We start from the raw sequence: 20514 nt of genomic DNA, 5'->3' as shown, positions 1-20514 counted from the left end.
AAAACTGCGGAAATCTCACCGACACGCAGAGTCCAGAGGAGACGGCACAATGGCAAGACAGGATGGAGGCAAGACGACGGGCGCGAAGGACCGCGCGTCGCAGACGACGATACATCGCCGCGATCTGCTGGTGGCGGGGGCAGGTCTCGTCGCGACGGCCGCGGCGATCGGGGCCTCCGAGCGTCCGGCCCGTGCACAGGCGACCCAGACCACTCCACCCGCTGGCGCAAGGAGCGACAGACGGCCGAACATCCTGGTCATCTGGGGTGACGACATCGGCTGGCAAAACGTCTCGGCCTACGGCATGGGGGTCATGGGCTATACGACCCCGAACATCGATCGGATCGGCAACGAGGGAATCCGCTTCACCGATCACTATGCGCAACCGAGTTGCACCGCTGGCCGGGCGGCGTTCATCACCGGACAGTATCCGATCCGCTCGGGCATGACGACCGTGGGACAGCCCGGCGCAGTGCTCGGCCTCCAGGCAGGTTCACCCACCCTCGCCGAACAGCTCAAGAGCGTCGGCTATCGCACCGGTCAGTTCGGCAAGAACCATCTCGGCGATCGCAATGAGCACCTGCCGACCGTGCACGGCTTTGATGAGTTCTACGGCAATCTCTACCACCTCAACACCCAGGAAGAATCGGAGCAACGTGACTACCAGCGCTTCGGCGAGGCCTTTTCCGGCAGCATCGATGCTTATGAGAAGCGCTATGGCACACGCGGCGTTCTGCATAGTCTTGCCACCGACGTCGACGACACCACCGAGGATCCACGCTTCGGAAGGATCGGCAAGCAATCGATCGAGGACACGGGACCCCTCACGCAGGATCGGATGAAGAACTTCGATGCCGGCGAAATCATCCCGCGCGCTCAGGCGTTCATGGCGGCTGCCAAGGAAGCTGATGAACCGTTCTTCGTCTGGATGAACACCAGCCGGATGCATCTCTACACGCGGTTGAACGATGAATGGCGCTATGCCGCCGAGGACTATACGTCGGAGGCTGATTTCCACGGTTCCGGCATGCTGCAACACGACCACGACATCGGCCAGGTCCTTGACTGGCTCGACCAGCAGGGCCTCGCCGAGGATACGATCGTTTGGTACTCGACGGATAACGGCCCTGAACACTCTTCCTGGCCCCATGGCGGAACGACGCCGTTCCGGGGCGAGAAGATGACCACCTATGAAGGTGGCGTGCGTGTGTTGTCGATGCTGCGGTGGCCGAACGTGCTGCCCTCAGGTGCGGTCCTCAACGGCATTCAGGCTCATCAGGACATGTTCACCTCGCTCGCCGCCGCGGCCGGCATCAGCAATGTCGCCGAGAAGGTGATGCAGGAAAAGAAGCAGTATATCGACGGAGTCGACAACCTCTCCTACTGGAAAGGTGAGGCCAAACACTCCTCCCGTGATCACATCTTTCATTATTACGAAAGCAGACTGACCGCTGTTCGTATGGGGCCGTGGAAATTCCACTTCTCAACGAAAGAAGACTATTACGCTGACGTACTCCCTCGCACAGTGCCCCTGGTTTTCAATATCAGGATGGATCCGTTCGAGAGCTACGATACGCCAGATGCCTACGGTCACCTCATGCAAAAGGTCTCCTGGCTGATCCAGCCAATGAGCAGTCTGATGGAGCAGCACCTTCAGACACTCGCGGAGTATCCGCCCGTGCAAGGCGGGGCTAGCTTCGACATGTCGAACGTGGTCGGCCAGTTCTTGGAAAAGGCCATCCAATAGAGTTCCTGCAATCTTGCGCTTGGGGCATTGGCCAAACGCACGATGGCAGATTCACAGCACTGATCGGCTGCGAGTGGAGACTGAATTGCTGCGGTAGCAGCAACCCCCGCCGCAAGATCCTCTCCCCAGGCGGTAAGGCTTTCGAGCCCAGCGAGACCGGCGATCGCAGTTCAGCGCCGGAAAACTGCGGACAATCCTATCAACACGCAGAGTTCAGAGGAGACGGCACAATGGCAAGACAGGATGGAGGCAAGACGACGACGGGCGCCAAGGATCGCGCGTCGCAGACGACGATACATCGCCGCGATCTGCTGGTGGCGGGGGCAAGCCTCGTCGCGACCGCCGCGGCGATCGGGGCCTCAGAGCGTCCGGCCCATGCGCAGGCGACCCAGACGACGCCGGCCGCAGGGATGGGTGGCGGCAAGCCGAACATCCTCGTCATCTGGGGGGACGACATCGGCACCTGGAACATCAGCCACAACAATCGCGGCATGATGGGATACATGACGCCCAACATCGACCGGATCGCGGCCGAAGGGCTCTCCTTCACCGACTATTACGGCCAGCAGAGCTGCACCGCGGGTCGCGCCGCCTTCATCGGCGGCAACGTTCCGGTGCGCACCGGCATGACCAAGGTCGGCCTGCCGAGCGCACCCCAGGGCTGGCAGAAAACCGACGTCACCATGGCGACGGTGATGAAGAGCCAGGGATATGCGACCGGCCAGTTCGGCAAGAACCATCAGGGCGACCGGGACGAGCATCTGCCGACCATGCATGGCTTCGACGAGTTCTTCGGCAATCTCTACCACCTCAATGCCGAAGAGGAGCCGGAAAATCGCGACTATCCGCGCGACATGACCCTCGCCAACGGCGAGAAGTTCATCGATCGCTTCGGGCCGCGCGGTGTCATCCACTCCTGGGCCAATGCGGACGGCACCCAGCGCGTCGAAAGCACCGGGCCGCTGACGAAAAAGCGCATGGAGACGATCGACGAGGAGACGCTCGCCGGCGCGAAGGACTTCATCAAGCGCCAGCACGAGGCGGATCAGCCCTTCTTCGTCTGGTGGAACGCCACCCGGATGCATTTCCGCACCCATGTGAAGGAAAGCAACACCGGGATCTCGGGCCCGGACGGCGACGAATATCACGACGGCATGGTCGAGCACGACATGATGGTCGGCGAGCTCCTGCAGCAGCTCGACGAGCTCGGCATCGCCGAGAACACGGTGGTCTTCTATTCGACCGACAACGGCCCCCACTACAACACCTGGCCGGATGCCGGCACGACGCCGTTCCGCTCGGAGAAGAACTCCAACTGGGAGGGTGCCTACCGCGTCCCCGCCTTCGTCCGCTGGCCCGGCCACTTCCCGGCGGGCAAGACCCTCAACGGCATCGTCGCCCACGAGGACTGGCTGCCGACCTTCGCCGCCATCGCCGGCAATCCGGACATCAAGACGCAGCTGAGGGAGGGTGTCGAACTCAACGGGCGGAACTATCGCAACTACATCGACGGCTACGACATGACGGCCTATCTCGAAGGCGGCGACCAGAGCCCGCGGAAGGAGTTCTGGTACGTCAATGACGACGGCCAAGTCGTGGCGGCGCGCTACGACGCCTGGAAGATCATCTTCCTGGAGAACCGCGGACAGGCCTTCGAAGTCTGGCGAGAGCCGTTCACCGAGCTGCGGGTGCCGCTGATCTTCAATCTGCGGCGCGATCCCTTCGAGAAGGCCCAGCACAATTCCAACACCTACAATGACTGGATCATCGACCATGCCTTCGTCATTGCCCCGGTTCAGGCTCTGGCGGCACAGTTCCTGCAGACGATGCAGGAATACCCGCCGAGCCAGACTCCCGGTTCGTTCAATCTGAGCTCGATCGAAGAGTCGCTGAAGTCCAACCTCGGCAATTGATCCGGTTCGCCCGGGCGGCCGTTTCGACAAGCAGCCGCTCCGCCGATCGTGGCGGGGCGGTCAAGTCGCCGAATTGCAGTAGCCGCCCGCACCGGCAACCGGCGCGACCGCCGACTGGTGAGGCCACACCGCTCGGCGACGAGCGCTATTCCAGCAGCCAACAAGCGACGACGGCCCAGCCACTGCTGCGGCGACTGGCGGCCGCTCCGCCGGCGGCCGCCACGGTGGCTCTGCCCATCAAAGGAGACCTTCGATGAAAGTCCTCTCGGGTTTGATCTTTTTCCTGGCGATCTCGCTGCTGCCGGCAGCAGGCGATCCGCTGCCGTCCTGGAACGACACCGCCAGCAAGGCCAGCATCGTCGCCTTCGTCGAAAAGGTCTCCGATCCGCAGTCGCCGGATTACGTTCCGCAGGAGCTGCGCATCGCGACCTTCGACAATGACGGCACTCTGTGGAGTGAGAAACCGCTCTACTTCCAGGCGCTCTACGCCTTCGACCGCCTGCAGGAAAAGGCCAAGGCGGATCCGGGCATCCTCACCTCCGACGTCCTCAAGGCGGCGGCGGCGGGCGACATGAAGGGCGCCATGGCAGGCGGTGACAAGGGCCTCATCGACATCGTCAACGTCTCGCATTCCGGCCTGACGGTCGAGGATTTCGAGACGGACGTGAAGACATGGCTGACGACCGCCACCCATCCGACATCCGGCCGGATCTATGCCGACATGATCTATCAGCCGATGGTCGAACTTCTCGCCTATCTGCGCGACCGGGGCTTTTCGACCTACATCGTCTCAGGCGGCGGCGTGCATTTCATCCGCGCGATTTCGCAGGAGGCCTACAACGTGCCTCCCCAGCAGGTCGTCGGTTCGGAAGGCGCGACGAACTACAGTCTCGTCGACGGCAAGCCGACGCTGATGAAGGAGGGCGGGCTGCAGTTCCTCGACGACAAGGCGGGCAAGCCCGTTGGCATCGACCGGCATATCGGCCGGCGCCCGATCTTCGTCGCCGGCAATTCGGACGGCGACCTCCAGATGCTGGAATGGGCGACGGCAGGCGAGGGGCCGCGCCTTGGCCTCTTCGTCCACCATACGGACGCAAAGCGCGAATTCGCCTATGACCGCGACAGTTCCGTCGGCCGCCTGTCCGACGGTCTCGATGCCGCCGGCGGGAAGGGCTGGCTGCTGGTCGACATGGCCAAGGACTGGGCAGTCATCTGGCCGGGCAAGCAGTGATCTGTGGGGCGAGGGGAGGATGATCGCCACCCGGCCGGTCATCGTCGACTGATCTTCGCAAAATCGTAAGTCTGACTTCTTAAGTCGGCGGCCCTTGCGATAGTAACGAAGTCTTCGGTTTGCCGTGGCATCAAGGAGCCGGAGGCCCATGGTGACCACGCATCATTTCCTGATCGTCGACGACGACCCGATCTTCACTGCCGTCGCGGAGAGCGTGATCCGTTCGACGGGGCCTCATCACGCTTCCGTGGCAGGCGACGGGCGGGAAGGGCTTGAGCGCCTCGAGGCCGCGGTTCCCCCCGTCGACGTCGTGCTCCTCGATCTCAACATGCCGAGCCTCGACGGCCTCGCCTATCTGCGCTCGCTCGGCGAGCGCGGCTACCGGGGCGCCGTCATCATTTCCAGCGGCGAATCGAAGGAAATCATCGAGGCGGCGCGGCAGATGGGCCGCATGCTGGGCCTCGTCGTCTGCGGCGTCCTCAAGAAGCCGCTGCGGCGCGACGCCTTCCTCGCCGAGCTTGCCAATTGCGAGGCCTGTCTGCGGGGCGCGGCGGCGCTTTCGCAAGACGCCGATGCGTCAGCCTCGACCCCCGGCGAGATCGTGCCCTATTTCCAGCCGCAGATCTCTCCCGCGGATGGCCGTCTCGTCGGCCTCGAGGCTCTCGTCCGGCTGAAGGCTACCGACGGGCGGCTGCTCGGCCCGCCCTCAGTCTTCCACCACGGCGTCAAGGACGCCGATCTGCCGAAGCTGACGCTGGCGATCGCCGATCGCGCCATGGCAGCCGCGGCGCATTGGCGGGCTGCCGGCCATCAGCGCCGCATCTCGATCAATCTCGACGCCCGGACGCTCGATGCGCCGGATTTCCAGGCCGAACTCCTGCAGCTTGTCGAAAAGCACGGGCTGGAGCCGCGCCAGGTGGTCTTCGAGCTGACCGAGACCGCTTTGCCGAAATCCATGACCGGTCTCATCGAACAGCTGACGCGCATCCGCATGGCCGGCTTCGGCCTGTCTCTCGACGATTACGGAACCGGGACGGCGAACTACGCGCTGTTGCGGCTCTGCCCGTTCAGCGAGCTGAAGATCGACAAGTCCATCGTCCAGTCGGGGATCACAGACCGCGTCTCCCGCCTGTTCCTGCAGACCGCCGTCGCCATGGCTTCCGATCTCGGCATGGAGGTCGTCGCCGAGGGCGTCGAGACGCTGGACCAGCTTCGCATGGTGGAGCAGGCCGGCGTGCCGGTCGTTCAGGGCTTCATCTATTCTCCGGCGGTCCCGGCCGAGGTCGCGTTCCCGACCGAGACCTGGACGGCCGAGCCTTTGCGCTCGACCGGCTGACGCGATGCAGCAGGGCAGCCGGGCCTCGCTCGCCGCACAACCTCTGAAGACCTGGCGAACGCTCGGCTTTCGCCTGTCCGTCGTCGTCGTCGTCGCGGTGGTCGCCGCGGTCGGCTGCACCGTCGGCTTCTTCCTCGTCCAGGATTTTCGCCAGACGGTCGATGCCGAGCGGAGCCGGCTTCGCGGCTCGGCGGCGGCCTTTGCCGCAGCCGCCTCGACGGCCGTCGCGGAGAATGATCGCCGCGGCGTCTACCAGGTGATCCGCGGCATCCGCGGCCTGCCCCATGTCGACTATGCCGACGTGACGGCTGCCGACGGCCGCACCATCGCCGAGATCGGCACGGCGGAGTCGCTGGTCAGCTCCAATCGCCGGCTCGACAATGACGGGCTGCTGGCGCTGTTTCTCGCCGATACGATCACCGACCGGGTCGAGATCCGCGACGGCGGCCGGATGGTCGGCTGGCTGTCCATCCATGCCGACGTCGCCTGGCTGCGCGAGCGTTTCCTCGGCGGGCTGCTGATCGCGACGCTGTTCTGCGCGAGCGTCCTCGCGCTCGCCGTCACCGTAGCCTGGTGGCTGATCGGACGGATCGTCCGGCCGCTGCGCCATCTCGCCGACGAGTTCGCCGATATCGGTCTGCGCTCCGACCTTTCCAAGCGTCTCGATTCGTCGTCGAAGGACGAGGTCGGCGTCCTGTCCTCCGCCTTCAACGACATGTTCTCGCGGATCGAGGAGCGCGACCAGCTCCTGCAGAGGCATCGCGAGACGCTGGAGGAGACGGTTCTCGAGCGGACCGCCGAGATGCGGGCGGCGAAGGAGGAGGCCGAACAGGCCAACACGGCGAAGTCGGAATTCCTCGCCACCGTCAGCCACGAGATCCGCACGCCGATGAGCGGCATGCTGGTGATGGCGGAGATGCTGTCGAAGGCGCGGCTCGCGGAACAGCCGCGCCGCTACGCCGAGATCATCCTGCGGTCCGGTCGCGGCATGCTCAACATTCTCAACGACATCCTCGACCTTTCCAAGATCGAATCGGGCCATCTGGAGCTCGAATCGATCCCCGTCTCGCTTGATACGATCGTCGAGGACGTCGCCAGCCTCTTTGCCGAGCGCGCCCGGGAAAAGTCGCTGTCGATCGCGCTCATCGTCGGGGCCGACGTGCCGAGGGAGGTCATCGGCGATCCGGTGAGGATCAGCCAGGTTCTGACCAACCTCGTCAACAACGCGCTGAAATTCACCGCGACCGGCGGTGTCACCGTCGAGCTCCGCTGCCTCGGGCCGGTCTCGGGCAGCTCCAGACAGCGCCTCGGCTTCTCGGTGCGGGACACCGGCATCGGCATTGCCGAGGACAAGCTCGGCAGCCTGTTCAGCCGGTTCAGCCAGGCCGATGCGACGATCACCCGCAAGTTCGGCGGCACCGGCCTGGGTCTCGCCATCTCGCGGCAGCTCGTCGAGGCGATGGGCGGGACGATCGGCGCCACGAGCCGGGAGGGGGAGGGCTCCTGCTTCGGCTTCGAGATCGATTTCGAGGTCGCGACGCCTGCCGGCGAGCCGCAATCACTCCAGGGCCGCAGCGTCCTGCTCCTCGACGACGACCCGCTGACCCGTGCCGCCTCGGCCGCGATGCTGGCCGAACGGGGCGCGACGGTTGTCGGCGAGGCCGATGCCGTTTCCTGCGATGTGGTTCTGGCAGGCGAGGCGGAATATCGCCGCCATTTCGCCGGCGGGACGCCCGGCAGTCATGGCCCCGTCGTGTTGCTCCGAAACGAGGCTGCCATCGGCGCTGCTGAGGGTCATTCCGGCGAGATCGCCGTCCCGCTGCGCCGGCGGGATGTCGACACCCTCGCGGCCTCGATCCTTGCCGGCGATTTTACGCTTCTTCGCGCTACCGCTGCAGGGGACGAGCCTTCCAAGCCACGTGATGCCCGCTTTGCGGCGCTCAAGGTCCTGGTCGTCGATGACGGCGCGGTCAATCGCGAAGTTCTGAAGGAGGCTCTCGCCAGTTTCTCGGTCTCGCCGGACCTCGCCGAGAGCGGCATCGCCGCGTTGCAGCGGATCGAGACCTCGGCCTTCGATTTGGTCTTCATGGATTGCTCGATGCCTGGCATGGACGGCTACGAGACTACCCGCCGCATCCGCGAGGCGGAAGACCGCCTTGCGCGCCGTCGCTCGCGCATCGTCGCGCTCACCGCCCATGGCCGCGATACGGACGCCTCCGGCTGGCGCGCCGCAGGCATGGACGCCTATCTCACCAAGCCCTTCACCGTCGCCGAGATCGCCAGAGCCCTGGAGGATGCCGCGCTTCCAGCGGAAGCCTTGCAAGGTGAGGCCGCTGTGGTGGACGATCGGGCCGGCGCGCGCCCCGCAGGCGATGCTGCGTGGGATGATCTGCCGATCCTCGACGCGGAAACGGTGGCGATGCTGGAAATGCTGGCGCAGCAGAACGGCTCGGCGTTTCTGAAGCGGATCGTCGACATGTTCACGGCCAAAGCGCCGCAGGCCCTGCGGGACCTCGAATCAGCGGCAGGTGATCCGGCCGAGACGGCGCAGCTCGCTCATGCCCTGAAATCCATGTGCAGCAGCGCCGGAGCCGGGCGGGCGGCGGCCGTCTCTTCGGCGATCGAGGATTGCGGCAAGGCGGGCGAAGCGGCGAGCGCCGAGCTCTACGATGCGTTGCGGCTGACGATTGCGAAATCCTGCCGCGCATTGTCGGACCTCCTCGTCGACCACGACGCTCGGACTGCTGCCGCCGGCTGAGCGACGATCCGGGCCATCCGCTTCGAATGCCAGTCGATCAATTGCTGATATAATCAGTGAGCGTTTCTTAAGCAGTTAGATTAGCTGAGCTTTATCGAATTGCAGGTTACTCATCGGGCAGAACGAGACCCCGTGAGATGACCGAGCACCTCCGATCATTCCTTCAGTGCCGGCGCGGCAATTTCGCCGTCATGACCGCCCTTGCGATGCCGGTCCTTCTCATGATGATGGGCGGGGCGGTGAATTATTCCGTCGCCTTCTCGACGCAGTCGCGGTTGCAGTCGGCCGCCGACTCGGCTGCGCTCGGAGCTGCCCGCGAACTCTATCTCGCCAATACCCGGCCGGAACTCCTCGAAAGCACCATCGCGGCCATGGTGGCGGTGAATGTCGGTGCCGATGCCGGCAAGCTCGAGACGAAGGTCTCCTTCGGATCGCCGGACCAGGAAACGGCAGCTAAGAACGGCATCCTCAACGAGGTGACGGTCAGGCTGTCGATGGAGGTGACGCCCAGCTTTCCGATGCCGGGCTTCGACGACACGCTCCGCAAGGTCGAGGCGCTGGCGACCGCAAGGGTCTCGGGCGGCGGACGGATCTGCATGATCGCCCTCGGCGAGGACGGCAGCAAGACGGTCTCCATGTCCGGCGACGGCAAGATCTATGCGAGCAGCTGCGCCGTCTATTCGAATTCGACGGCGAAGAATGGCGTGTCCGTCACCCAGCTCGCCAAGCTCTCCAGCGAACTCACCTGTTCTTCCGGTGGCTATGTGGGCCTCGAGGCGAACTACGCGCCGGTGCCGCTCACCGACTGCCCGACGGTGAAGGATCCGCTTCTGTCCCGCGTGGCCGCCACGCCGGATCACTGCGACTATGAGAAGCTGTCGATCAAGGACACCAACCGCAATCTCTTCCCCGGCGTCTATTGCGGCGACACCAAGCTTTCCGGCAGCTCGAACATCGTGTTCCTTCCCGGCACCTATACCTTCTGGGACGGTGCGCTGAAGCTCGAGAAGGGCGCGACGCTGACCGGCGACGGGGTCAGCCTCGTCTTTGTCGGCAAGAAGGCGGGGCTGGCGATCAAGAACGATACCGAGATCTCGCTGTCGGCGTCGCAGACCGGCGCCATGGCGGGCATCCTGATCTATGCCGATCGCGACACCGACAAGGCGCGCAAGTTCAAGATCGAGAGCCGGAACGCCCGCAAGATGGTGGGAACCATCTATGTTCCGAACGACAAGCTGACGATCGGCGGCGACAAGGATGGCGACGGACAATGCGATCCGGATCCGATCACCGGCCTCGTCGAGGGCCTGCTCGGCTGCGAGGCGGAGGTCGGCCAGTATTCGGAATGGACCGCGATCGTCGCCCACGAGGTCGAGGTGACCTCCGGCGTGAAGCTCGTCCTCAATACCGACTATGACGGATCGAGCGTCCCGGTTCCGGCGGGTGTCGGTCCGGTCGGCCGGAACATCGCCCTCTCCAAGTAGCAACCAAGCGTGTGAGCGGCGGCCTCTTGGGAATGACTGTCACCGGGATAGAATGCCAGTGGCAGATCCTTCGTTTCGTACTCGGATCTTCGAAATCGACCAAATCCGAATGAGGCATATCGAGTATCTTGCCAATGATTCGAGCTGGCCTGCGCTCGTTTTATTTTCTCTGGGTTCGTCGTGCTGGCCCAGCTTCGCTGCAGATTTGATTTGGTATTATAAATATCAAACTGATATAATTGAATGTCTAGGTTGTATTAATGAATAGCGCATAAGGTTTCCTCGGAAGCTTGCGTCGGCGCGCAGGCCAGATCGTTCGTGGGAATAGACAATGCGTCTCAGGGATATGCCCGTCGTGGTCAAGCTGACGGGGGCTTTGATCGTTCCAGTCGCCGTTCTGATGGTGATGGGTTGGAGCGAAATGCAGGCCTCCTGGGTCCGCTACCACCACATGTACAATCTGCGCGACGCGACCAACGAGATCGAGATCGTCGCCGCGTTGATCCAGTCTCTGCAGACGGAACGGGGCACGACGGCAGGCCTTATCGGCAGCCGCGGCGCCAGGATGTCCGAGGCGATGGGCAAGGCGCGGAAGGCGACCGACGAGGCGCACGAGCCGTTCGAGCACGCCGAAACGCTTCTGGAGCAGATCGGCGATCAATATGCCAAGCCGCTGATGGGCAGGATCGAGCCGATGATCCACGAGGGCCTCGAGGGGACCCGAGCGTCAGTCGACAGCTTCACCGCGAATGGCGGCGAGGTCTTCGCCTTTTATACCCGGCTGATCCACGAACTGACGCTTCTGGCGATCTCGTTGCACCACGCGGTGGACGAACCGAAGATTGCCGGCCCGTTGTCCGACTTCACCCTGCTGCTCGCGGCAAAAGAGTTCGCGGCCCAGGAGCGGGGCATCGGCACGGCGGTCATCGCCTCGGGGCGCTTCACGCCCGAGCAGTTCTTTGCCTTCGCGGAAATTGGCGGAAAGGAAGCGGCGCTGTTCAACCTCTATCTGGACGGCGTGCCAGCCGCGATCGCCGAAAGCGCACGCAGTCGCATCCTGCCGCTGCGTGGTGCGGTCGCGGAGCTTCGCCATAGCCTGACGCAGGACGGGTTCTCCCGCGATCTCACCCCCTACGAGCCGGACGAATGGTTCGCGATCGCGACCCGGCAGATCGACATGATGAGGACCCTGGCGGACGAGACGATCCATCGCATCGAGGCGGTGGCGGTCAAGCTCGGTGACGAGGCGTTCGAATCTTTCGTCTGGCTCCTGGGGATCGCGGCGGCGACTGCGCTCGTCCTGATCGCCGCCACCCTGTTCCTCAGCCGGTCGATCACCGTTCCGTTGCGGTCTCTGACCGCTGGCCTCAACGCGCTTTTGCAAGGGCGCACCGACATGACCGGTGTCGACACTTCCCGCGGCGACGAATTCGGCACCATGGCCCGCACCGTGCGCGACATCATCGTCCAAACCGAGGAGCGGGTGCGGCGGGAGCGTGAGGAGGAGGCCGAACGCCAGGCCGAAGATCAGCGCCGGCGCGCCGCCGTGGAAGCGGAGCGGGCGAAGACCCAGGCTGCCTCCATGCAGGCGGTCGACGAGCTCGGCAAGGCGCTCTCCCGTTTGTCGGAAGGGGATCTCACCTATCGGATCGAGACCCGCTTCGCCGAAGTCTTCGAGCCGCTCCGGCACAATTTCAACCGCTCGCTTGCCGCTCTGGAAGAAGCGGTGGCGGTCGTCGCCGACGTGTCGGGCTCGCTGCAGAACAATTCCTCCGAACTGCGGGTCGCTGCCAACGATCTCGCACGAAGGAGCGAGCAGCAGGCGGCGGCACTGGAAGAGACCGCCGCGGCCCTGGGCGAGGTTTCCGATACGGTGGAGGAGAGCGCCAGGCGCGCCGAGCGGGCAGGCGGCATCGTCTCGAGGACGGCAAACGAGACCCGCCGCTCGAACGATGTCGTGAAGAGTACGATCGCGGCGATCCAGGCCATCGCCACCTCGTCCCAGGAGGTCACGCGGTTCGTCGGCGTGATCGACGAGATCGCCTTTCAGACCAATCTCCTCGCCCTCAATGCCGGCGTCGAGGCGGCGCGGGCGGGAGAGGCCGGCAAGGGCTTTGCGGTCGTCGCCCAGGAAGTGCGCGAACTTGCCCAGCGCTCGGCCGATGCGGCAAGGCAGATCAAGGAGATCGTCACCCGGTCCGTGGGCGAGGTGGAAACCGGCGTCTCGATGTCGAGGCAGACCGGCGAAGCCCTCGGCGGCATCCTCGGTGAGGTGTCCTCCCTGAAGGACGAGATGGACGCGATCGTTTCCTCGGCCCACGCCCAGGCGACGGCGTTGTCGGAGGTCAGTCACGCGATCGCCCAGATGGACCAGACGACCCAGCAGAACGCCGCCATGGTCGAACAGTCCACCGCCGCGACGAACAATCTCGCCGAACAGTCCATGCTTCTGGATGAAAAGGTGTCGGGCTTCACCCTTGGCCGGAAGGCACAGGGCAAGGGCGAGGTCGTCCCCTTGCGCGGCGCGGCCTAACAGATCTCGGCAGCCTGCCGTCAGCCCGGCTGTGCGAGATGCCGCCTTGCAGCATAGAGTGCGATGGCGGCGGCGTTGGAGACGTTGAGCGAGTGGATCGCACCCGGCATTTCCAGCCGGGCGAGCCTTCCGACCGTCGACCGGGTCTTCTGGCGAAGGCCCTTGCCCTCGGCGCCAAGGACGATGGCGAGCTTCTCGCCGGCAAGGCTCGCCTCGAAGCTCTCGGGCCCTTCCGAATCGAGGCCGACCGTCAGAAAACCCTGGTCCGCCAGTTCGTCGAGGGCTTCGGCAAGGTTCCTCACCTCGATCTGGGTGACGTGTTCCAGCGCGCCCGAGGCTGCCTTGGCGAGGACGCCGGACTCCTGCGGCGAATGGCGGGCGGTCGTCACCACCGCGTCTGCGGCAAATGCCGTCGCCGAGCGAAGAATCGCCCCGACATTGTGCGGGTCCGTCACCTGGTCCAGCACCAGCACCAGGCTTGCCGCGGAGAGGTCGCCGAGGCGGCTCGCCGCAAGCGGCTCGGTCTCGAGCGCGACGCCCTGATGGACGGCGTCCGAGCCGAGTTCGGCGTCGATCGCCCGCGGCTCGACGATCTCGAACGGGCAGGGAAGGGCGGCATCGTTGATGCCGAGGCGGGAAAGCGCATTGCGCGTGACGACGAGACGATGGAGACGCCGACGGGGGTTCTTCAGCGCCTCGGCGACGGTGTGGAGGCCGTAGAGCCAGATCCGGCCGGCGGCCGGGGCCCGGCCCGGGACAGTTTCGCCCTTTTGCCGGCGCGGAGCCTCGCCCGCCTGGGCGCGCTTGGCGTCCCTGTGGGCGCGGCGCAGCTTGGCGTAGTGGGTGTCCTTGGGCGTTCCGGCGGTCTCGTCAGTCATGGCGCCGGCTTAACGGAGCCCATGGCAAAGCGAAAGAGGGCGGCAAATTTTCGCCGTGCCGAACCCTTTGACGGCGTTGACAGCGGCCCGCGCTTTTTCCATAAGGCCGCACGGACATGCTGGGCGGCGCAGTTTTCGAGCGCCCGTCCGGATCATGCGAATGACGATGGGGCGCCATCGTCGGTTCGGAGGGGTGTCCGAGTGGTTAAAGGAGACGGACTGTAAATCCGTTGGCTAAGCCTACGCTGGTTCGAATCCAGCCCCCTCCACCATCGCTTTTCGTCCCATGACGGCGTAGTGTCAGCACTGCGCGGGTATAGCTCAATGGTAGAGCAGCAGCCTTCCAAGCTGAATACGCGGGTTCGATTCCCGCTACCCGCTCCATCAACTGACTGAAATCGCTGCTGTTTCTCATCGAGTTGTGCGTGTCGTGCCGAGCGTTCGATGGTTCTCGCAGCCCGTGCCTGCTATCTTTCGGGTTAGCATCTCGACGGCCGTCAGCATCCGCCCGCCGAGAATTTGCCGAGGATCCGCCTTTCCGGTGACCGCTGCAACGTTCGTTGCTCCGGGCGTTCCGCTTTCGGCGACACAGCGTGGCAGGTCGTGCAGCTAGCGGCCTCTGGTTGCTTCGGCTAGCTCCCGGGCGTCCGTCTGGCAAAGGAGGATGTGGCGCATGAGCTGGAACCCCGCACTCGAACCCGGCTGCCCCGACGGGGTCGGCCTCGACGCGATCGAAACCCTCATCATCCCCCGGGCACGCGATCTCGGCGGCTTCGAGGTCCGCCGCGCTTTGCCGGCGCCGAAGCGGCAGATGGTCGGGCCCTTCATCTTCTTCGATCAGGCGGGTCCGGCGGAGTTCCTGACCGGGCAGGGTGTCGACGTCAGGCCGCATCCGCATATCGGTCTCGGCACCGTCACCTACCTCTTCCGTGGCGACTTCCACCACCGCGACAGCACCGGCGCGGACCAGATCATCCGGCCGGGCGAGCTCAACTGGATGGTCGCTGGGCGCGGGGTCTCGCATTCGGAGCGCACGTCCGCGACGGCGCGCAGCGGGCCGAACAGCCTGTTCGGGATCCAGACCTGGATCGCCCTGCCGGACAGCCACGAGGACGATGCGCCATCCTTCGAGCATCACGGCAAGGCGGCGCTGCCGGTCATCGAGGCGCCCGGCGTCTCCGTCCGCCTCATCCTCGGCAACGCCTATGGTGCGGTCTCGCCTGCTGAAATGCTCTCCGAGACCTTCTATGCCGACGTGAAGCTCGGCCCGGGCAGCCGGCTGCCTTTGCCGGACGAGCACGAGGACCGCGGTCTCTACATCGTCGAAGGCTCGGTTCTGATCGCCGGCCAGGATTTCGCGGCAGGCCAGATGATGGTCTTTCGTCCCGGCGACCGGATCACGATCGCCGCCGGCGATCGGGGGGCGCGGCTGATGATCCTCGGCGGCGAGACGCTGCCCGGCCCGCGCTATATCTGGTGGAACTTCGTCGCCTCCTCGAAGGAGCGCATCGAAGAGGCCAAGGCGGCCTGGCGAGCCGCAGACTGGGGCAGGGGCCGGTTCGACCTGCCCGCCGACGACAGGGACGAGTTCATCCCGTTGCCGGGATGAGCCGTGACAAATCAGATCGACCCGACGAAATCGCAGAACCCGGAGATCGCCTGCCATGAGCACCGCCTGGCCGAAGCTCGACTACCTCGCATGGCGCGAGACCGCGTCTGCCCTCCACCTCTACCTTCAGGTCGTGGGCAAGTATCGGCTCGCCCATGCGCCCTGGCTCAACCATTCCTGGAACGCGACCTTCTACGTGACGCCCCGGGGCCTCTCGTCGTCGCCGATCCCGGACGCCAGCGGCATCGAGATCCTCTTCGACCTGCACGACCACGCCGTCGTCGGCACGAGCGGCGACGGCCGCAGAGCGTCCTTCGCGCTGCGGCCGACGACGGTCGCCGCCTTTCACGCCGATGTCCTCAGGCTGATCGCCGACCTCGGCGGGACGCCGGTGTTCAACGGCGTGCCGAATGAGGTGGCGTTTCCGGTGCCGTTCATCGACGATCATCGCGAGCGTCCCTACGATGCGGAGGCGGTTCAGCGTTTTCATCAGGCGCTGATCTCCATCGATCGCGTCTTCAAGGCATTCCGCACCTCCTTCCTCGGCAAGGCGAGCCCGGTGCATCTGTTCTGGGGGAGCTTCGACCTCGCCGTCACCCGCTTTTCGGGGCGGGCCGCGCCGCTTCATCCGGCCGGCATTCCCGCTCTGCCGGACGATGTCGCGCAGGAGGCCTATGACCAGGAGGTCTCCTCCGCCGGCTTCTGGCTTGGCGGCGGTGGCATCGACTACCCGGCCTTCTACGCCTATGCCTATCCCGCCCCCGGCGGCTTCAGGGCCGCGCCGGTCGCCCCGGATGCCGCCTTCTGGAGCGAGGAGCTGTCGGAATTCATGCTGCCCTACGAGGCCGTGCAGTCAGCCGCCGACCCCGACAAGGCGCTGATGGCCTTCCTCGTCTCGACCTATGAGGCGGCGGCCGATCTTGGCGGGTGGGATCGCGATCGGCTGGAATGCGAGGCCGGCGTGCCGGGCAAGGTCCGCAGGCCGCGCCCGGCGGTCAAGGCAGAAACGCCGTCCATCGGTGAGCCAACGGTCGAGCGCGAGGACGGGCCGGCAAAGGGGCGCTATGTCCTCGTCGTCGACGGGATCGAGGCCGAGATGACCTACAGCCGCGCAGGCGAGGGGCTGATCATCATCGACCACACGGAGGTTCCCTCGGCGCTCCGCGGCCGCAAGGTCGGCGAGCGGCTGGTCCGTCAGGCGGTCGAGGATGCCCGGCGCGACGGCGTCGCCATCCTGCCGCTCTGCCCCTTCGCTAAGGCGCAGATCGGCCGCCACCCGGAATGGCAGGACGTTCTCAAGCGATCGTCCTAGGCCATCCCGTCCGCCTCGGCCGTGCGCTGGCAATGCGTTAGAGCGCATGATCCGGTCGAGCGGGTCTCCGGACCGGTTTAAGGGCCCGTCGCGACGCGCGCCACTGGCGACGCTCTTGCGTCGCACCGCGCAACCCTCTATGTCGCGCGCACCTGAAATTACTTCCGGCACTGGGAGCTGGCGATGGCCAAGAGCAAATTCGAGCGTAACAAGCCGCATGTGAACATCGGCACGATCGGACACGTCGACCACGGCAAGACGTCGCTGACGGCGGCGATCACCAAGTTCTTCGGCGAGTACCGCGCCTACGACCAGATCGACGCGGCGCCGGAGGAGAAGGCGCGCGGCATCACGATCTCGACGGCGCATGTGGAATACGAGACCGAGAACCGGCACTACGCCCATGTCGACTGCCCGGGCCACGCCGACTACGTGAAGAACATGATCACCGGCGCGGCGCAGATGGACGGCGCGATCCTGGTCTGCTCGGCGGCCGACGGCCCGATGCCGCAGACGAGAGAGCACATCCTGCTCGCCCGCCAGGTCGGCGTTCCGGCGATCGTCGTGTTCCTCAACAAGGTCGATCAGGTCGACGACGAGGAACTGCTCGAGCTGGTCGAGCTCGAGGTTCGCGAGCTGCTGTCGTCCTACGAGTTCCCGGGCGACGACATTCCGATCATCAAGGGCTCGGCGCTGGCCGCCCTCGAAGATAGCAATAAGGAGATCGGCGAGGACGCGGTGCGGGCGCTGATGAAGGAAGTCGACGCCTATATCCCGACCCCCGAGCGTCCGATCGACCAGCCGTTCCTGATGCCGATCGAGGACGTCTTCTCGATCTCCGGCCGCGGCACGGTGGTGACCGGCCGCGTCGAGCGCGGCATCGTCAAGGTGGGCGAGGAAGTCGAGATCGTCGGCATCCGCGACACCAAGAAGACGACGGTGACCGGTGTCGAGATGTTCCGCAAGCTGCTCGACCAGGGCCAGGCCGGCGACAACATCGGCGCTCTGATCCGCGGCGTCGACCGTGACGGCGTCGAGCGCGGCCAGGTGCTGTGCAAGCCGGGTTCGGTGAAGCCGCACACCAAGTTCAAGGCCGAGGCCTACATCCTGACCAAGGAGGAGGGCGGCCGCCACACGCCGTTCTTCACCAACTACCGGCCGCAGTTCTACTTCCGCACGACGGACGTGACCGGCGTCTGCACGCTGCCCGAGGGCACCGAGATGGTGATGCCGGGCGACAACGTGACGATGGACGTGACGCTGATCGTGCCGATTGCCATGGAAGAGCGCCTGCGCTTCGCGATCCGTGAAGGTGGCCGCACCGTCGGCGCCGGCATCGTCGCCGCGATCGTCGAGTAAGGATCGGTCGGGCGCGAGTGCCGATCAGCGCCGACGGCATTTGAGAGAGACGCGGACGGGCCCTACGGGGCCCGTTTTCGCGTGGCGGCGCCGGCATCGTCGCCGCGATCGTCGAGTAAGGACGGTCGAGCGCGAGTGCCGATCAGCGCCGACGGCATTTGAGAGAGACGTGAGCGGGCCCTTCGGGGCCCGTTTTCGCGTGGCGGCGCCGGCATCGTCGCCGCGATCGTCGAGTAAGGATCGGTCGGGCGCGAGTGCCGATCAGCGCCGACGGCATTTGAGAGAGACGCGAACGGGCCCTACGGGGCCCGTTTTCATGTTGGGGACGTCGGGCCGCTTCGGTATCGCCGACCTTCGATCGACCGCTTGCGGCTGTCGATCACCCCCCTCTGTCCTGCCGGACATCTCCCCCTCAAGGGGGGAGATCGATCCCGCCCATCGGCTTTTGCCAGAGTTGGTAACGCTTTCACCCCGCAGCGACGGTCGGAAGGTCGAGCGTCGGCGGCACAATCGCCGATCTCCCCCCTTGAGGGGGAGATGCCCGGCAGGGCAGAGGGGGGCGCGAAGGGCGGGACATAGACGCGAAGAACGCTCCAAAACGCGAAACGCCCGCCAATCACCCCTGCATTGCCATCTCTTCGCGGATAATCCCGGCGATGCGCCGCGATTCGTCCGGCGCCTCGTAGGCATAGTCGTAGAGCCGGCCCTCGAACGGCCGCGTCAGCCCCAAAGTCTCCGACAGATCCCGGTGGAACCACTCGAACTCCTCGAACTTCTCGCCCGGAACCGCGGCAAGGTCGAAGATGAAGACCGGCCTGCCCGTGGTTGCGACCTCGCTCGGCATGGTCACCGAATCTCTCGTGACGAGAAAGGCGTCGGCCGCGGCGACGAATTCCTTGTAGGGGTTGTCGCCGGTGCGGTCCCAGACGGTGATGCCGTCGTCCCGCGCCGACAGCAGCCGGTCGAGAAGCGCCTCGGGGGTCCGGCGCGAGGGCGAGGCGAGGACGGTCCGGCCTTCCGCCGAAAAGCCCCGGATCGCCGAGAGCAGCGCCTCGATCCTTTCTTCGCCGTAGTCGTAGGCCTTGGTCGGCCCGCCGACGAGTACCGTGACCACCGGTCCACCCGACGGTGCCCAGCGCGCCCGCGCGGCCGGGCGCAGCGCTTTTAGCATCGCTGCCGATATCTGGTGCGGCGCGCCGAGCATCTCGCGATAGTTGGCGGGCGGGTTCTCGATCCGTCTGAGGTCGTGACGCCCGGCGAAGACGAGGTCGTAGCGGTCCCGCCCGCTGCCTTCGTAGGGCTGCAGGTGGACGAGGAAGGGCCGCTTCCTGCAGGCCTCGGCGATGGCGAAGACATGGCGGGGCGCGATGCTGCCGCAGGAGACGATGAGATCCGGTTCGGGCTTTTCGATCCGGCGATAGGGAGAGAACAGGCCGCGGCGCCACTTCGGCAGCCAGCCGTCGAGGAGCACGCGGTGCGGCTCCGGATCGAACTGCCGGGCAACGCCGAGACTCTGGGTGAGCGTTCCGGCCTTCGGATCGCAGACCGTCCAGGCGCGCAGGGCCATTGTCATTCCTTGCCGTATGTCGCCGACCGCTGGCCGGAGCAGGTGGTGAAGGTCGGAGGTTTCAGGAGGCGCGATAGAGCGGGATGCCGGTCACCTCGCTCAGCGCCTGCTCGGTTGTCTCGACCTGCGGCGCGATGGCGGCGATCTTGCTCAGCGCCGCCTTGTCTTCTTCCTTGTGGCGGCGGGGCTTGGCATTGGCGTTGTAGGCGTGACCATCCCGGTCGACGGAGATTCCCGCGACGATGATCCGCGGCACACCGACGGCCAGCGCATAGGTGATCATCGCGACGCCGTTCGACGGCCGCTGGTCGCGTCCGCCGGAGGGAAACAGCGAGCCGAGGGTCTTGACGAAGAACCGGTCGCGCTCGGTGTGGGTGATCGTCGTCTCGTCAGAGCCGGCCATGCCGAACCACCGGCCGATCAGCACGGGATGCGGCAGGCGGCGGCGCAGCCGGAGAATGTTGCGGATCTCGAGGCCGTCGAGATGCTGCTCCGTCGCCTTGTGGGTCAGGAAGGTGATGTCGCCGGGCGGCAGCCCCAGCCGCTTGGCCGAATGACCGGAATATTTGACGTGGACATGCACGACGTCGGCCGGGAGGGTCTCCGGGATCGCCGGACTGGGCGCTGCGCCGAGAATGAACCAGGGCCGGTCGAGGAGCCCGTGCCCACGCAGCCATTTTCTCTGGAGTTCGAGGACTCGCCGATAGGGCTTTTCGGCCTGCAACTTGGCGGGCGCTTCGGCAACGGCCATGGCCGACCTTTCCTCGTCTGAGCCGGCTGGGCGATG

General features: G+C 65.5%; 13 protein-coding genes and 2 tRNA genes. 12 read left to right on the top strand and 3 right to left on the bottom strand.

Annotated features, from left to right (window positions below):
- Positions 1-49 precede the first annotated feature (49 nt).
- From E3C22_RS05490 to E3C22_RS05460, 7 genes are all read left to right on the top strand, one after another.
- Complete coding sequence (locus E3C22_RS05490) at positions 50-1747, top strand: arylsulfatase (protein ID WP_206026911.1); 1698 nt, start codon at positions 50-52, stop codon at positions 1745-1747.
- Positions 1748-2157: 410 nt separating this feature from the next.
- Positions 2158-3660 (top strand): arylsulfatase, encoded by a 1503-nt coding sequence (locus E3C22_RS05485; RefSeq protein WP_167591712.1) that lies wholly within the window; start codon positions 2158-2160, stop codon positions 3658-3660.
- A gap of 253 nt (positions 3661-3913) precedes the next feature.
- Positions 3914-4891, top strand: coding sequence for an HAD family hydrolase (locus E3C22_RS05480; protein WP_134761016.1), 978 nt, complete (start codon positions 3914-3916; stop codon positions 4889-4891).
- 148 nt (positions 4892-5039) lie between these two features.
- The gene (locus tag E3C22_RS05475; protein ID WP_134761015.1) at positions 5040-6227 is read left to right on the top strand and encodes an EAL domain-containing response regulator; all 1188 of its coding nucleotides are present in this window, start codon (positions 5040-5042) and stop codon (positions 6225-6227) included.
- 4 nt (positions 6228-6231) lie between these two features.
- Entirely contained in the window at positions 6232-8985 is a 2754-nt protein-coding gene (locus E3C22_RS05470) for an ATP-binding protein (RefSeq protein ID WP_134761014.1), read from the top strand.
- A 137-nt stretch (positions 8986-9122) separates the two neighbouring features.
- Positions 9123-10469, top strand: a complete 1347-nt coding sequence (locus E3C22_RS05465) for a TadE/TadG family type IV pilus assembly protein (protein ID WP_134761013.1) — start codon at positions 9123-9125, stop codon at positions 10467-10469.
- A 331-nt stretch (positions 10470-10800) separates the two neighbouring features.
- Positions 10801-13002 carry a methyl-accepting chemotaxis protein gene (locus E3C22_RS05460; protein ID WP_134761012.1) on the top strand — a complete coding sequence of 734 codons (2202 nt, stop codon included), beginning with the start codon at positions 10801-10803 and terminating at the stop codon, positions 13000-13002.
- A gap of 20 nt (positions 13003-13022) precedes the next feature.
- On the opposite strand, the gene E3C22_RS05455 is transcribed toward E3C22_RS05460, so the two are convergent.
- Complete coding sequence (locus tag E3C22_RS05455) at positions 13023-13880, bottom strand: TrmH family RNA methyltransferase (RefSeq protein ID WP_134761011.1); 858 nt, start codon at positions 13878-13880, stop codon at positions 13023-13025.
- A 187-nt stretch (positions 13881-14067) separates the two neighbouring features.
- Here E3C22_RS05455 and E3C22_RS05450 point away from each other — a divergent pair.
- From E3C22_RS05450 to tuf, 5 genes are all read left to right on the top strand, one after another.
- A tRNA-Tyr gene (locus tag E3C22_RS05450) sits at positions 14068-14152 on the top strand.
- A 38-nt stretch (positions 14153-14190) separates the two neighbouring features.
- Positions 14191-14264: transfer RNA gene (locus E3C22_RS05445), tRNA-Gly, on the top strand.
- Positions 14265-14553: 289 nt separating this feature from the next.
- Complete coding sequence (locus tag E3C22_RS05440) at positions 14554-15489, top strand: pirin family protein (protein WP_134761010.1); 936 nt, start codon at positions 14554-14556, stop codon at positions 15487-15489.
- A gap of 55 nt (positions 15490-15544) precedes the next feature.
- The gene (locus E3C22_RS05435) at positions 15545-16801 is read left to right on the top strand and encodes a DUF5996 family protein (protein WP_134761009.1); all 1257 of its coding nucleotides are present in this window, start codon (positions 15545-15547) and stop codon (positions 16799-16801) included.
- A 183-nt stretch (positions 16802-16984) separates the two neighbouring features.
- Positions 16985-18160 (top strand): elongation factor Tu, encoded by a 1176-nt coding sequence (gene tuf, locus E3C22_RS05430; RefSeq protein WP_134761008.1) that lies wholly within the window; start codon positions 16985-16987, stop codon positions 18158-18160.
- Positions 18161-18776: 616 nt separating this feature from the next.
- Here the strand turns inward: tuf and E3C22_RS05420 are convergent.
- Entirely contained in the window at positions 18777-19727 is a 951-nt protein-coding gene (locus tag E3C22_RS05420; RefSeq protein ID WP_167591651.1) for a mitochondrial fission ELM1 family protein, read from the bottom strand.
- Between the two features lie 61 nt (positions 19728-19788).
- Positions 19789-20478: a hypothetical protein gene (locus E3C22_RS05415; protein WP_134761006.1), complete on the bottom strand. Its 690-nt coding sequence runs from the start codon at positions 20476-20478 to the stop codon at positions 19789-19791.
- Positions 20479-20514 lie beyond the last annotated feature (36 nt).

Source organism: Jiella endophytica, assembly GCF_004519335.1.
Taxonomy (GTDB): domain Bacteria; phylum Pseudomonadota; class Alphaproteobacteria; order Rhizobiales; family Rhizobiaceae; genus Jiella; species Jiella endophytica.
The sequence above is the reverse complement of the archived record's forward strand: the minus strand, read 5'-3'. Positions and strand labels throughout refer to the sequence as shown.